Annotated in this window: 14 protein-coding genes; 8 read left to right on the top strand and 6 right to left on the bottom strand. The window is 72.7% G+C overall.

The window, feature by feature from the left end:
* Positions 1-41 precede the first annotated feature (41 nt).
* Positions 42-2,786, bottom strand: coding sequence for a M4 family metallopeptidase (locus ABTZ03_RS35580; protein ID WP_350517312.1), 2,745 nt, complete (start codon positions 2,784-2,786; stop codon positions 42-44).
* 306 nt (positions 2,787-3,092) lie between these two features.
* On the opposite strand from ABTZ03_RS35580, the gene ABTZ03_RS35575 reads away from it, so the two are divergent.
* Positions 3,093-3,686 (top strand): DUF4291 domain-containing protein, encoded by a 594-nt coding sequence (locus ABTZ03_RS35575; protein ID WP_350517311.1) that lies wholly within the window; start codon positions 3,093-3,095, stop codon positions 3,684-3,686.
* 73 nt (positions 3,687-3,759) lie between these two features.
* Here the strand turns inward: ABTZ03_RS35575 and ABTZ03_RS35570 are convergent, their stop codons facing one another.
* Positions 3,760-4,740: a CehA/McbA family metallohydrolase gene (locus tag ABTZ03_RS35570; protein WP_350517310.1), complete on the bottom strand. Its 981-nt coding sequence runs from the start codon at positions 4,738-4,740 to the stop codon at positions 3,760-3,762.
* 207 nt (positions 4,741-4,947) lie between these two features.
* On the opposite strand from ABTZ03_RS35570, the gene ABTZ03_RS35565 reads away from it, so the two are divergent.
* Both ABTZ03_RS35565 and ABTZ03_RS35560 read left to right on the top strand, forming a co-directional pair.
* Positions 4,948-5,652, top strand: coding sequence for a hypothetical protein (locus ABTZ03_RS35565; protein ID WP_350517309.1), 705 nt, complete (start codon positions 4,948-4,950; stop codon positions 5,650-5,652).
* 166 nt (positions 5,653-5,818) lie between these two features.
* Positions 5,819-6,298: a DUF6193 family natural product biosynthesis protein gene (locus ABTZ03_RS35560; RefSeq protein WP_350517308.1), complete on the top strand. Its 480-nt coding sequence runs from the start codon at positions 5,819-5,821 to the stop codon at positions 6,296-6,298.
* A gap of 76 nt (positions 6,299-6,374) precedes the next feature.
* Here the strand turns inward: ABTZ03_RS35560 and ABTZ03_RS35555 are convergent, their stop codons facing one another.
* Positions 6,375-7,061, bottom strand: coding sequence for an alpha/beta fold hydrolase (locus tag ABTZ03_RS35555; RefSeq protein WP_350517307.1), 687 nt, complete (start codon positions 7,059-7,061; stop codon positions 6,375-6,377).
* Between the two features lie 16 nt (positions 7,062-7,077).
* On the opposite strand from ABTZ03_RS35555, the gene ABTZ03_RS35550 reads away from it, so the two are divergent.
* Both ABTZ03_RS35550 and ABTZ03_RS35545 read left to right on the top strand, forming a co-directional pair.
* A complete protein-coding gene (locus ABTZ03_RS35550) occupies positions 7,078-7,371 on the top strand; it encodes a hypothetical protein (RefSeq protein ID WP_350517306.1) in 294 nt (97 codons plus the stop codon).
* Between the two features lie 72 nt (positions 7,372-7,443).
* On the top strand, positions 7,444-8,175 hold the full coding sequence (locus ABTZ03_RS35545; protein WP_350517305.1) for a hypothetical protein: 732 nt from the start codon (positions 7,444-7,446) through the stop codon (positions 8,173-8,175).
* 135 nt (positions 8,176-8,310) lie between these two features.
* On the opposite strand, the gene ABTZ03_RS35540 is transcribed toward ABTZ03_RS35545, so the two are convergent.
* Entirely contained in the window at positions 8,311-8,709 is a 399-nt protein-coding gene (locus tag ABTZ03_RS35540) for a hypothetical protein (RefSeq protein ID WP_350517304.1), read from the bottom strand.
* A 319-nt stretch (positions 8,710-9,028) separates the two neighbouring features.
* Between ABTZ03_RS35540 and ABTZ03_RS35535 the strand changes: the two genes are divergently transcribed.
* Both ABTZ03_RS35535 and ABTZ03_RS35530 read left to right on the top strand, forming a co-directional pair.
* Complete coding sequence (locus ABTZ03_RS35535) at positions 9,029-9,574, top strand: DUF6882 domain-containing protein (protein ID WP_350517303.1); 546 nt, start codon at positions 9,029-9,031, stop codon at positions 9,572-9,574.
* Between the two features lie 210 nt (positions 9,575-9,784).
* On the top strand, positions 9,785-10,657 hold the full coding sequence (locus ABTZ03_RS35530) for a phosphotransferase (protein ID WP_350517302.1): 873 nt from the start codon (positions 9,785-9,787) through the stop codon (positions 10,655-10,657).
* A gap of 209 nt (positions 10,658-10,866) precedes the next feature.
* Here the strand turns inward: ABTZ03_RS35530 and ABTZ03_RS35525 are convergent, their stop codons facing one another.
* A complete protein-coding gene (locus tag ABTZ03_RS35525; protein ID WP_350517301.1) occupies positions 10,867-11,532 on the bottom strand; it encodes a LysE family translocator in 666 nt (221 codons plus the stop codon).
* Positions 11,529-12,272 carry a metallophosphoesterase gene (locus tag ABTZ03_RS35520; RefSeq protein WP_350517300.1) on the bottom strand — a complete coding sequence of 248 codons (744 nt, stop codon included), beginning with the start codon at positions 12,270-12,272 and terminating at the stop codon, positions 11,529-11,531. Before ABTZ03_RS35520 ends, ABTZ03_RS35525 begins: the two co-directional genes overlap by 4 nt.
* A 109-nt stretch (positions 12,273-12,381) precedes the next feature.
* Between ABTZ03_RS35520 and ABTZ03_RS35515 the strand changes: the two genes are divergently transcribed.
* Positions 12,382-13,083: an ABATE domain-containing protein gene (locus ABTZ03_RS35515; RefSeq protein ID WP_350517299.1), complete on the top strand. Its 702-nt coding sequence runs from the start codon at positions 12,382-12,384 to the stop codon at positions 13,081-13,083.
* The last annotated feature ends 290 nt before the right edge of the window (positions 13,084-13,373 follow it).

The following is a 13,373-nucleotide window of genomic DNA, read 5'->3' as shown; positions in this document are numbered from 1 at the left end:
GCGGGGCCGGACTTCGGTGGCGTCCGGTCAGCAGAGCCCGGTCAGCACGACCCGGCCGGCTTGTCGCGGACCACGAGGTCGTTGCGCCCGACGGTGCCGTCCAGCCAGAGCACCCGGGTGCCCTGGTCGGCCACGGGGTGGTACTGGCCGCCCCGGTTGCAGGAGACCCGTACCGGCGTGCCGCCGGTGAGCGGCAGCTGGTACAGCTTGGGCAGCGCGGCGTTGGACCAGCCGGTGGTGGGCTCCGGGCTGCGGTGGACGTAGCTGACGGCCTGGTCGCTGGCGGTGAACTCCCGCTCGGTCAGGCTGTACCGGGAGTCGGCGGGCAGCAGGTCGGTCACGCCGGAGCCGTCCAGTGCGCCGGAGCGCAGGGCGGTGGGGAGGGTGCGGTCGGCCGGGGCCGCCAGCCAGAGCAGCCGGTCGCCGGCCAGGACCGGGGAGCCGAGGTAGGGCTTGGCGCCGTCCTGGGGGGTGCTGACCGGGTACTGGGCGGTGGCCTTGCCGGTGGCGGTCGAGTAGACCGTGGGCGCCTGGACGGTGGCGCCGTCGGCGCTCCAGGTCTCGATCCAGCCGAGCCGGCCGTCCCGGAAGGCGAGGGAGGAGGAGACGTTGTGGCCCTCGGGCAGCGGCAGTTGCGTCGGCGCGGCGCCGTCGTGGGACAGGTACACCCGGGTCTGGTCGGTGGCGTTGTCGGTCAGTGTGAAGGCGATGTCGCCCCCGGACATCCGCAGGTTGGCGAGCGACCCGTGCAGGCCCTGGAAGAGGGTGCGGAGCGGGCCGCCGGTGAGCGGGGCGGTGACCACCGCTATCCCCCAGGTGCCGGTGGAGTCGGGCCCGACGGCCAGCCAGACGGCGGACTTGCCGTCGGTGGCGGCCCAGCCGTGGGTGCGTCCGTCGTCCGGGCTGAGCCGCACCGGGGTGCCGGTGCCGGTGGTGGAGCCGGTGTACAGGGCGATGCCCTTGTCGTTCGGGAGGACGCTGCCCATCACCCAGTGGCCGCCGCCGGTGACCGGACCGAGGGGGGCGGTTCCGCCGGGCATCAGCGTGCGGCTGTCCGTCCCGACCCGGCTCTGCCAGCCGGCCTTGATGCCGTGCGCGTCGAACGCGGCCGCCACCTTGCGCAGGTCGGCCGCGCTGAGCTTGAGCGACTTCCCGGCGGCCAGCACCGCGTTGCGCCCGGCCACGAAGTCGTCCAGCGGGGTGAGGTACTCGGCCAGCGCGCGGTAGACCAGCCGGTCCGCGGTCAGCGGGTCGAGGGTGCGCCGGATGTCCCACAGCGCGCCGCTGAAGATGGTGGAATTGGCGTGGACGCCGCCGTTGTCGAACTCCTTGCCGGCACCGAGGTAGTCGTTCACGGTGGTGTGGCGGTTGTCCAGGTTGCGGGTCGCGCACTCCTGCGGGGTGCCGGTGCGGCACAGGCTCTCGCCCATCAGCGGGGCGGTCGGGTCGTCCATCTTGACGCCGTGCGCGGTGACCTCGACGGCGTTGCCGAAGTAGTCGGCGATGCCCTCGTTCATCGCGCCGGACTGGCCGATGTTGACCAGGTTGGCGGTGTGCTCGACGACGCCGTGGGTCATCTCGTGGCCGGCCACGTCCATCGCCGCGGAGAACGGCAGGTGCAGGTCGTCGCCGGCGCCGTAGACCATCGTCCGCCCGCCCCAGGCGGCGTTGACGAACGGCCGGCCGTGGTCGGTGACGTTCACCACGGACAGGATCGGACTGCCCTTGCCGTCCAGGCCGTCGCGGCCGAGCCGGTTGCGGTAGAAGTCGTACACGGCGGCGGCGTTGACGTGGGCGTCGGTGGCGCCGCTGCTGCCCGCCGAGGCCGGGAAGTCCGGGCCCGGGGAGGAGACGGGCAGGATGCCGTCCGGGATGCCGCCACCGAACTCGGTGAAGTCCCGCCCGCCGCCGTCGTAGGTGAGGATCCCGGCGGAACGGGTGGTGTCGACGAGCTGGTAGCTGCCGTCCGGCTGGCGGGAGACGTTCACCGGGACGGTGCGGCCGTGCAGGTCGGGGGCGCTGCCGACAGCGGGCACGGCGGCGGGCCCGGTCGCGGCCGGGGTGTCCGTGCCGCCGACCCGGTACGGGGTCGAGGACTCCTGGGCGAGCGCGACCACCCCGGTGGTCGCGTCCACGTACACGTCGTGCACCAGCGGGCCTCCGCCCGCCGCGTCGTCGGCGCGCACGCTGAAGTGCTGGGCGAGCCGGCCGGCGCCGCCCGGCAGGACGACCGGGCCGCGGTCCTCGACGGCGGCCCCGGCCCTGGCCCGCGGGTCCTGCACCGCGTCGAGCGCCTGGCGGCGCAGCTCCGCGGCCGGGGCGACCGGCTTGGTCGGGGCGGTCAGGCCGGTGAAGTACCTGCCGCCGACCGACTCCACCCGCTGGTCGGCGCCCTCCCCGACCAGCCGCACCAGGTACTGGCCGCCGAGCACCGGCACGCCGCCGTGGTCCTGCTGGAACCTGACGGTGTGCCGGTCCTGCCCGGTCCGCTCGACCGCGACCTCGGTCAGGCGCGCCGGGTCGACCCGGAAACGGTCCGCGTGGGCCGCCAGAAAGGCCCGGGCCGCCTCCGCCGGGCCGCCGGGAGCCGCCTCGGACAGCCCGGTCACCAACTGCGGAGCCTCGGTGCCCTCACCGGCCACCAGCGCGGGAACCGGATCGGGCTCGGCTGACGGGCCCGGTGGCGCGGCCAGGGCGGGCGACACGGTCACGGTGAGTGCCAGCGCCAGACTCAGCGCGGCGCCGGTGCCGAGCAATCCGGCCGTCGGACGGGAACGGTGATGCACTGCGGCCCTCCACAGGGGTCGGTGGCGGGGCGGCGCCGTTGCGCCACCCCTTCGCCGGACCCAACGGGTTGGCCTACGAACCAGGTTCAGCGGGGTGGTGCGCTCGTGGTTCTGATGAATCGTCACATCACGGGCGGTGAAAGGCATTTGACGAGATAATTGAACCTACAACTACACCGCCCAGGCCCGCGCCGGCCCCGTCCGGCGCATGGTGAGTCGCTGCGATTCGCTGCGATTCGCTGCGATGCGCTGCGATGCGCTGTAATTCGCTGGCGCGACGCACACCGACCCCCGACCCTGGTCACCGTGCACGAGCCCAAGCATCAGATCCGCGCCCTCCACACGGCCTCCACGGTGACCGTCTACCAGGCCTACGCCCCGCACATCGGCCTGCCCGCCGCCCGGGACGGTCGCTTCCCGCAGGACTGGCAGCGGGACCGCATGACGTGGATCAAACCGTCGTTCCGCTGGATGATGTACCGCTGCGGATGGGCGGGCAAGGAGGGCCAGGAGACCGTCCTCGCGATCGAGATCACCCGCGAGGGCTTCGAATGGGCCCTGGCCAACGCCTGCCCGACCCACTACGAACACGGGCTGCACACCGACCGCGCCGCCTGGAAGCGCCAGCTGAAGCGGGCCCCGGCCCGGGTGCAGTGGGACCCCGAACGCGATCTGCACCTGCGGCCGCTGCCCCACCGTTCCCTGCAACTCGGCCTCGCGGGCGAGGCCGCCGAGCGCTACGCGGACGACTGGATCGTCTCGATCGACGACGTCACCGCCCTCGCGCACACGATCCACGCCCACGTACGGGACGGGGACCTGGACGCCGCCCGCCGGCTGCTGCCCGCCGAGCGCCCCTACCCGTCGGGCGACACGCTGCTGACCCACCTGCACGCCTGAGCCCGCCCCGCCCGCCCCGGCGACCGGGCCGACACGATGGAGCGAGTGATCAAGCGAATGATCAAGCGAATGATCAGTCGAGGACGATCGGATTGGTGAGAGCGGCTGCCTGCCCGTCGGGACGGCGGACCTCGATGCGGACGAACGCCGACTCCTCCGCCGTCGTGTCCCAGCACACCGCTCCCGCCCCGTCGCCGGGGAGAGGGGCCCGGTGGACCTTCCCCCGGTCGGTGTGGAAGCTCACGGTCCCCGCCGGCACACCGCGTACCGCCGCCCGGACCTCCACCGGCCCGCCCCGCGTCGCGAGCCGCTCGCCGACCCCGGCGACGCGTCCGTCGGCCCGGGCGGTGAACGACACGTCCACCTCCGCCGACTCGGCGATCCAGCTCCGGCCGGCGCGGATCCCGGCCAGCACCGCCGCGGTGCTCAGCTCCTCGGCGAAGACCACGGTGTGCGGGGTTCCCAGCTGCCCTTCCAGGTGGGCGTCGCTGTTGCCCATCGCCGGCCGCCACGAGCCCGTACGGAGGTCCGCCGCGAGGCTCCGCCCCCACTCGGCCAGCGCCGCCTCGTTGTCGGCGTTCCAGGGCCGGTCCGACGTCCACAGCCCGTTCCACACCTCCACCACGTCGAAGCCGCGGAAGGAGAACATGAAGTCGCCCGACGGGTAGGGCGCATGCGGGTGCGCGGCGACGCACAGGCCCCCCACCCGGTGGACCTGATCCAGGCACTCGTCCACCAGCCCGTCCCTGACCTGGTGGTTCCAGTCGACGACCTGGCCGGGCCCGAGGCCGAGCGCCAGCCAGTGCCCGGTCCTCGTGGTCACTTCCTCGCCGAGCAGGATCAGGAGGTCGTCGGCGGCCACCTGCCCCCAGACCCCTGGAGCCGCGGCCGAGTTGTGCTCCGTCGTCGCGATGAAGTCGAGCCCGGCCGCCCGCGCCCGCACGGCCAGCTCCTCGGGGGTGAGTTCCCCGTCCGAATGGACGGAGTGGACATGGCAGTCCCCGCGGTACCAGGCCGCCCCGCGTCCGACCGCCCGCGCCGGCGGGAAGCTCACACCCGACAAGGCTCCCCCTCGAAGTCCTTCCGGGTCAACTCCCGCCCGGAGAAGCCTCCATGGTGACACGGGCCGCCGTCGACGAGGGTGACGCCGATGGCGAGCGCCGACCCCGTGGAACAATCCCATGGGAAGGTCAATTCCTGTCCTGATCGCCGGCGCACCCGCCGGTCAGGCACACGCACGCGCACACTTCCGGGGGGAACGATGACGACACGCGCCCACGCACTCTCCGCTGCCACGGCCCTGGCCGCGGCGGCGGCACTCCTGCTCGCCGGATGCGGCACGGAGGTGCCCGCCCTGAAGTTCGGCTCCGCGCAGCCGTCCGGGGACCGGCTCGCCGCGCAGCCGCCGTCGGGTCGCTCGCTGAAGCTGGCCCAATGGCCGCACGGCTGCGAGGTGTTGAGCGACGCCGAGATCAAGGCGATCCTGCCGCAGGCCGACAGCATCAAGCGACAGCCGGTCAAGGTCACCATCCTCAACTTCAACCCGCTGATCGAGGCCGACCCCGGCACGACGGGCGATGCGCCCGACGCCGGCTGCAAGTTCAGCTTCGGCCTGCCCGACAAGTACGAGAGCAAGAGCAACAGCAGCATCACGCTCACCTTCACCGCCGTCGCCGATCCCGCGCTCGTCACGAAGAGCTACGCCAAGGACCTGGCCCGCGCCCGCGAGGACGCGACCAAGTACCACAAGGAGTTCGACGACCTCGGCACCTCTCTCGGCCCGCAGGGCTGCTACTCCGACGACCTCGCCAGGGGCAACCTCGCCTGCCACCAGGGACCGTACGAGTTCGAGCTGAGCGGCATGTCGACGGCCAGCGGCGTGGGGCAGTACCCGGCAGCGGACCGCAACTGGGGCGACAAGGTGCTGCGCCAGGTCGCCCGCACCCTCGGCGCGCGCATGCAGTGACGGCGGCGGACCGTCGGTACGGCGGTCAAGACGCCGGACTCGGCGAGGGGTCCTGATCCACCGTCGGTGCATCAGGACCCCGTGGTCGGCGGCGACATCGAAGCCGGCACGATCAGGTCCCGCATTCAGGCCTCGACATTCGGCCCCCGATCGCGACACTGGGGTAGTGGACACGAGCGACGAGACCCTCGATCAACAGCCGGCCCTGCTCCCGGGACCAGTCGTGCCGGACATCGCCGCAGTACACGGTCGCGGGCCGGCGGACGCTGTCGAAGCCCGCTGGCAGGCCCTGCGACTCCGCTGGCAGCGGAGTGAGGCGGCACACCGGATCCGCTCACCCCGGCGTCCGTACCCGGGCGTCGTTCCCCTGCTGGAGGCCGCTGCCGCGCAACCGGGACTCCGGCGGTTGTCCCCGTTCACCAGTCACTACACGCTGCGCTTCGGGTGCTCCGGAACCACCGATGGCTTCGGGACCGTGCTGGCCGGATCGATCGAGCCCTTGCATGACGGACGCTTCAGGGTTCGCCACCGCTCCACCGTGGTCGGCGAAGTGGACACCGCTGACGAAGCCGTGGTTCTCGTGCTCGAACATCTGCCCACCGGTCCCGACCCCGTTGTCACTGTCACCGCCGACGAGCACCTGTGACGATGCACGGCCGGCCTCGTTGACGCCGACCTTCGCCGACGCCGACCTTCGCCGACTCCGTCGTCGGGCCCGTTCGTCACCGGATCGTCCCGGTCGACCCGGTGGCCCCGGCGGCAGGGCCGGACCGGTCGAGCAGCAGGCGCACGTGTTCGGCGACGACGGTCGGCTGCTCGGCCTGGATGAAGTGGCCCGAGTCGGCTCGCTCGAACCGGCCGTCGGGCAGCGCCTCGACCCACCGGCGCTGGTGCTCGGCCATGGCGGCGTGGTGCCGCGCCCGGCCCGGCTGCGGACGGGTGGCCGAGAGCAGGACGGTCGGACACGTCGGTGCGGCGGGCGGTTCGGCGCGGAGTCGGGCGATGGCCTCGGCCACCGCCTTGATCTCCATCCTCGTCTGCGCGACGCCCGCCGGCACGAAGTCCTCGGCCAGCATGGCCGCGTAGGTGTCCGCGGGGAACACCCGGCGGATGTTCCCACTGGTCAGACGGGCCAGTGACGGGAACCGGACGAGCGCCTGCAGCACGGCCAGGGTGCGGTCGACCTGGGTGACGGTCCGGTCGAAGGTGTCGTAGGCGGGCGCGCTCTCCGCCGTCGGGTCGAGCAGCAGCAACTCGCGCAGCCGTGGGCCCAGCGCTTCCGCGGCGCGGCGCGCGACCAGGCCGCCCATGCTGTGCGCGACGAGCACGAGACGGCCGGGCACGACCGCCTCGACCAGCGCGACGAGGTCGGCGGCCAGGTCGTCGAGGCTCAGCCCGGCCGACGTCACCGACGACGCCGCCGCGATGACGCCCGACGACCACCGCCGGGGCTTCGCCGCCGCCATGGCCGTCCTGATCGCCGAGTTCAACGCCTACCTCGACCGCGAGGGCGCCGACCCGGTGGCCGACGGGGTCTCCTACCGGCAGGGCACCCTGTGGCTGAGCCCGGAGGAATTCGGGCGGATGACGGGCGACCTGCTCGCGGTCCTGGGCCCCTACCTGGCGAACGAACCGACACCGGGGCGCAGGCCCTGCCTGCTCAGCCCGATCCGCTTCCCCACCGGCCCGACGGCGGACGACGACGACACTCGGCCCTGAAGCAGGGCCATCGCACCCGCCGCCGGCCGGAGGTCCGGCCGGGACGACGGGAGGGCCCACTACCCTGGGGCGATGCTGCTCCCCACCGTTCCGCGCGTCCGCCTGCGGTCCACCGTCCGGCCGGCCATCGACACGCCGTTCGGTCCGCTGACCTTCACCACGGCCATCGGCAGCACGGCCCTTCCACTGCTGCCCGATGCGCTCTTCGAGCTGCCGGGTGGTCGTACGGTCGCCCGCTGGGGCACCCCCGTGGCCCGCGTCGAGCTGCTGCTGTCCCCGTACGACCCCGGGCTCGATCCCGAGAACTGGGGTCCGCTGACCGACTGCCGCGCGGCGGTGTGGCGGATCGACGTCCTCGCGCCGATCGGGCGGGTGCAGTTCGGGGCGGGGCTGCCGGTTCGGCTGCCGGAGGGTGCCGACGCGGGGTGGGACGGTGGACAGTCGCTGGCCGCGATCACGGTCGACGACGACAGCACCAGGCTCACCGTCGGAGGCAACGACGAGGAGGCGATCTGCCACGCCGCCGGCGCGGAGGTCCCGCGTCGGTGGGCCGAGCTGATCGACGAGGTCCACGACCACTCGCACAGCACCTGGGGCGTGGACGCCGACCACCGGCACGGCATGACCTGGACGCTGCCCCCGCTGGAGACCGGCGACCACTGCGAACTCCCCGTGGTGGCCGCCTGGGCCCCGGCCGCGGACGAGACCGCGAACACCTGGTACGCCGCCCTGGCCTCGTCGACGGACGTGCTGCGGCAGGTCACCGCCGAGCCGGCCAGCGCTGAGGCGGTGCGAAAGTGCTGACGGGACACATCAGGGAACTACCTCGACGACAGCGACCCGCTGCCACTGACCGGCCAGCAGATACCGTCACACCTGGTCCGGATACCAGGACAGTCGTTCTCTGGCCGTCGTGAGCGTGCCGATGCGGTCGGCAGGTCAGATCACCGTGCCGTAGCCCGACCTGTCGGCCAGGAGTCGGTCGAAGAGATCGGGCATCGCTTCGGCGACGGTCCGGGCCTGGTGCAGCAGTTGATCGTGACCGGGCGGGTAGTGGGCCGCGTCCAGAGGGAAGGCGCTCTGGAGGCGCTGACGCAGCTCGTTGTCCTGACAGCGGACGAACGCGTCGGCCGCGGCCGCCCACAGGCTCGGCCAGAGGTCACTGACATGGTCACTGTTGCGCCAGTACGGATGGTGCGCGTCCTGTTGCAGGAGTGTGCGGGCCTGTTCCCGGGTGAGCGTGCCTTGGCGGGTGGCGGCGATGATCTCGACCCCGAGTGGGCGAAGCGGTGGCGGGCAGAGCTGGTCGAGACCCTCGGGCCCGAGGGCGAGCACCATCTCGTCCCCACCCTGCCCCCGCCACCACTGGTCCTCGATATCCCCGAGCCGCCCGCTGAGCCTGTGCCACTGCCGACGCGCCGACGCCGCTGGTGGCACCTGCTGGTCGATTGAGGACCCCGGCATGACCTGCGGAAGCCCCTTCTTGCGGCGAGACCCGACGCAACCCTCTGAATCGCACGCCGATCCGAACGATCGAATGGCCTCGCGTCGCAAGATGCAGCGACAGAGCCCGGAACTCCCCGCCCGGTCGCTGCTGAGGCGACAGACGTGCGGGGGCGTCGTCGGCCGGTCGGAGGCGTCTGGCAGACTCCGCGGCATGGGAATGTTCAAGCAGGGGACCACGGCGGACAGTGCAGGTCAGGCCGGGGAGCGAGCCGACCTGAGCGCACTCCTGCTGCAGGGTGAGGACATGATCGAGCAGGTCGGTCGGGCTCACACGTCCTGGGGCCTGGGCTCGGCGGACCGCTGGGATCTGGACCAGACGACCGGCATCATCACCTGGACGTTCCCCGACAAGACCGCGACCGCGCCCGCGCAGATCTTGGGCAGCTTCGCTCCGCGGGCCGGCTCCTGGATGTGGGCCTGGGCCAACCAGAGCCTCCTCCCCGACCTGAGCCGCGACTCCCGCAGCTTCTGCGATTGGGCGGAGGCCAACGGACATCCCGAGCTGGCCCAGCCCGAGATCGACGCCGACGAACGGACTGCTTCGACACTTGCCGCTCTGGCGTTCCGGGTCACCGGGGCGACCGGGTACTACAGGGGCCCAGGGGGCAACTCCTCATACGTGGTCATCACGTTCGGGCCGGTCACCCTGACGAAGGCGGATGGCAGTGTCTCCACCTTCGACCTCAACGTCGGTTAGCGCCGGGGCGGTGTCCTACGTTTTCGTTCCATGAGGCAGTCGGTCCGCTCTTCTCGGCGGGATTCCCGGGGCGCAGCCACGGGGGCGCCGGGCACCCGGCGGTGCGCGCGGGCGTTCTCCCGTACGCACAGGGCGGGGACACCACCCCGCTGCCGCGCGGAACCGGCCGACGACCCCCGGCCGTCCGCGCTCCGAACACCGAGGAGCCCCGTGCCCGACGAACTCACCGGCGCCGCCGCACCGGCCATCCGGCTGCGCCCGGACTTCCGCCCCGCCGCGGTCCTCTCCCGTACCGACAAGTCGCTGCTCATCGCCGGGAACTGCGAGGACGGGCCGGCCGTCGCGAAGCTGCTGACCACCCGGGAACCGCTCTGGGTGGAGAAGTTCGAGGTGGAGATCGAGGCCTACCGGTGCTTCGCCGACACGCCCCCGCCGGTGCGGGTACCCGCGCTCATCGCCGCTGACCGGCAGCACCACGTGCTGCTGGTCGAGCACGTCCGTGGCCGTCCTCCGGTCCGGGGCCGCGACCGGTTCCCGCCGGAGGCGCTGGACCCGGCACACGTCTCCGCGATGCTGACGGCCATGACCGACCTCGGCGGATGGCGTCCCCCCGCAGGGGTGTTCACCCGGACCCTCGACTACCTCGCGCGTCTGGACCGTGACCGCTGCCAAGGCCTGGTCACCCAGCACGAGTTCCAGGCCCTGACCGACCTGTTCCACCTGGCCGACACCGGCCTGGTCCCGGGCCACGGAGACCCGCTGCCGACCAACTTCGTGATCGGGCCCGACGGAGGGGCCACCGTGATCGACTGGGAGCACGCGGGACACTACCTCCCGGGACACGACCTGGCGGTGCTCTGGATCGTCCTGGCCGCCACCCCGGAAGCCCGTACGCGGATCGAGGAGCTGGTGGCGGCCGAACCCCCGTCCGTCCGTGCCGCGTTCACCGTGAACCGGGCCGTCCTGCTCGTCCGCCAACTCCGCAACCACCGTGCGCTCGCCCCTTCCTCCTGGCGGGACGAGCGGGTGGCGGTGATCGACCGTGACTGGCAGGACGTGCGCGAGCCGCTGCGGGCCGGGTGACGCGGGACCGGCCCGGCAGCACCGGGGGCAACCGCCGCGGTGGTCGGCCGGCGAACGGGGTGGCTGATCTCTGCGCGATCCCGGCCGGTTCGGCGGGGGAGCGCTGTCGTGAGAGGCCGGGCATGACGGTGGGGGCCCATGGGGCGGGACGGGAGACGGTCTCGTCGACCTCTCGCACCTACCTCCTGGGCTCCGATGGCCGGGCAGGGTCAGGTGGCCGCGGCCCGTAGTCCTAGGGCGACCAGGAGGGCGCCGGTGATTCGCCTGAGTGGTGCGCGCAGCGTGGCCGAGTCGAGGGTGGCCGCCGCGCTGCTGATCACCACCGTCCAGAGCAGCAGCCAGGCTGCGACCAGCAGCACCTGCGCGGTGGCGAGCAGCAGGATCTGCGGTAGTACGGGCTGGCGGGGCGTGAGGAACTGCGGTGTCAGGGTCAGGAAGATCGAGGCAGCCTTCGGGTTGAGGACGTTGCCCAGCAGTGCTTGCCGGTAGGCGGAGTGTCCGGTCCAGGGCGGTTGTCGCCGGCGTCGGGACCGGGTGTCCCGGTCGGTGCGGCGGGTGGCGGCGGCTGTCCGCCAGGTCCAGAGGCCGAGCCCGACCAGGTAGATCGCGCCGGCCAGCCGGACCGCGGTGAAGGCCTGGCTCGAGCGCATGACCAGTGCGGAGAGCCCCAGCCCGGCCAGCGTCGCGTGGACGTAGAGGCCGGTTGCGGTCCCGAGGATGACGGGCGGGCTCGCGCGCCGTCCGCTGCCGCCGACCCGTTGCGCGAGGAGGGCGAGGCTGGTGCCCGGGGTGGCGATCAGCGGGAACACTGCCACGAGGTAGCCGATGACGGCCTTGAGCGGCAACGGGCCCAGCTGGTTGGCGAGTTGTGTCACGGCAGGACCGCGCGGAAGTGTGTGGTCAGTCGGTGCCGTTCGTCGAGTACGTGAAAGGCGATCCCCGGCGGCTGGTCGCGGTCCGCCGGTTCATCGCCCTCCCAGGGAAGGCGCAGGGTCCAGGTGACCGCGGGGCCGACCAGCAGCGGCCGTCCGGCGAAGCTGGAGACCGCGGCGGTGTGGGCGTGCCCGGTGATGACGGCGACCACTTCGGGGTGTCCGGCCAGCAGGGTGGCGAGGTCCTGGCCGTTCTGCAAGGTGTAGGAGTCGGGAAGCGGGTGGTGCAGTGTCACCGGCGGGTGGTGAAAGGCGATCAGCGCGGGGGTGTCGGCGGGCAGCCCGCCCAGCGAATCGGCCAGCCAGCTCATGGTCTCCGGGTCCAACAGGCCCTCGTCTTCGCCGGGGACGCTGGAGTCGCACATCAGGATCGCGGTGCCGCCGATCCGGTGCAGGCGGTTCACCGGGCCGTCCTCCCTCGCTTCGCCGAGCAGCCCGGCACGCATCGGCCCACGGGCGTCGTGGTTGCCCGGACAGGTCAGCACCGGGAAGGGCGCGGCCAGGAGGTGCGCTGCTTCCCGGTACTCGGCCGACGCCCCGTGGTCGGCGATGTCGCCGGTGACCAGGAGGGCGTCGACCGGTGTCGGCAGTGCCCGCAGGTAGTCCATGACCCGGGCGGCGCGTTCGCGCGCGCGCTCGGTGCCGTCCAGGTGGAGATCACTGATCTGTGCGAGCAGGACCATGGCGTGGCACACCCCTCCGAGTTGCTAACGGTAAATGCGGCTCAATCCGTTAGGGACGGTAGACTATCGTCGACGCGGTGATCAAGAGCGCGTGAGAGGAAGAAGGACCGTGGCGACGAGTCGGTACCTGGCCCTGGAGCTGGCGGGCACCATCCGCCATGACGGCAACGGCGGGGTGGCGGACGAACTCACCTCGGTCGACGGCCTGGCCTCCTGGGTCGCGGCCCAGGAGGAGCTACTGGCGGCGGAGGGGTTCGCGGCAGCCGGAATCGGCGCTGCGGCGACGGCTGCCGGATCCGCTGCCCGCTTCGACGTGGACGCCGACGTCGACATGGACGCCGACGTCGACGTCCGCTTCGACGTCGACGAGGCGAGCTGGACCCAGGTGCTGGCCGTACGAGCCGCGCTACGCGCCCTGTTGGCGCGGGCGGTCAGTCCGGCGCCGCCGAGCCGAGCCGATGCGGACCGCCTGCCCCCGGCCGACCAGGCGCTGGCCCGACTGAACACAGTCGCCGCCCACTGCCCGGTGGTCCCCCGGCTCCACTGGCCCGCGGACACCGAACCCGTCGCGCGCCTGCACCCCGCCTCCCCCAGCTCGCCGGCCGGCCTGCCCGCCGCGCTCGCCCGCGCGGCGATCGCCTTCCTGAGCAGCCCCGACCTTCCCCGGCTGCGCGCCTGCACCGCCCCCCGCTGCGTCCGCTACTTCCTCAAGGAGCATGGGCGGCAGGAGTTCTGCAAGGCCTCCTGCAGCAACCGTGCCCGCGCTGCCCGCCACTACCAGCGCCACCACGCGGCGCCCGCCGCCGACTGACGCCGACCGGCGCCGACTGGCGCCGGCCGAGCCCGCGCAATCCGATCGGCCGGGGGTGTCCGACGGTGCTCGGCACTGCGGAGTTCCTCCGGGCCTGGATCAGCCAGCCCGGCTTCCGGCTGGTCAAGTAGCCCAGGGGCGGGGCGTTCCGGTCCTTGGGCGGCGGTCGAGGACGACGAGTACTGGCGTCTCGCCGAACTCCGCGCCCACATCGAGGCCTGGGAGTTGCTCGGTCGGCTGGTAGCCCGTGCGCTGGCCGGCGACGACCCTGACACGCGCGAAGTGGCCGA

Source organism: Kitasatospora sp. NPDC096077, from assembly GCF_040303245.1.
GTDB lineage: Bacteria > Actinomycetota > Actinomycetes > Streptomycetales > Streptomycetaceae > Kitasatospora.
Note: the sequence above shows the minus strand (reverse complement) of the source record. Positions and strands in the feature narration are given on the sequence as shown.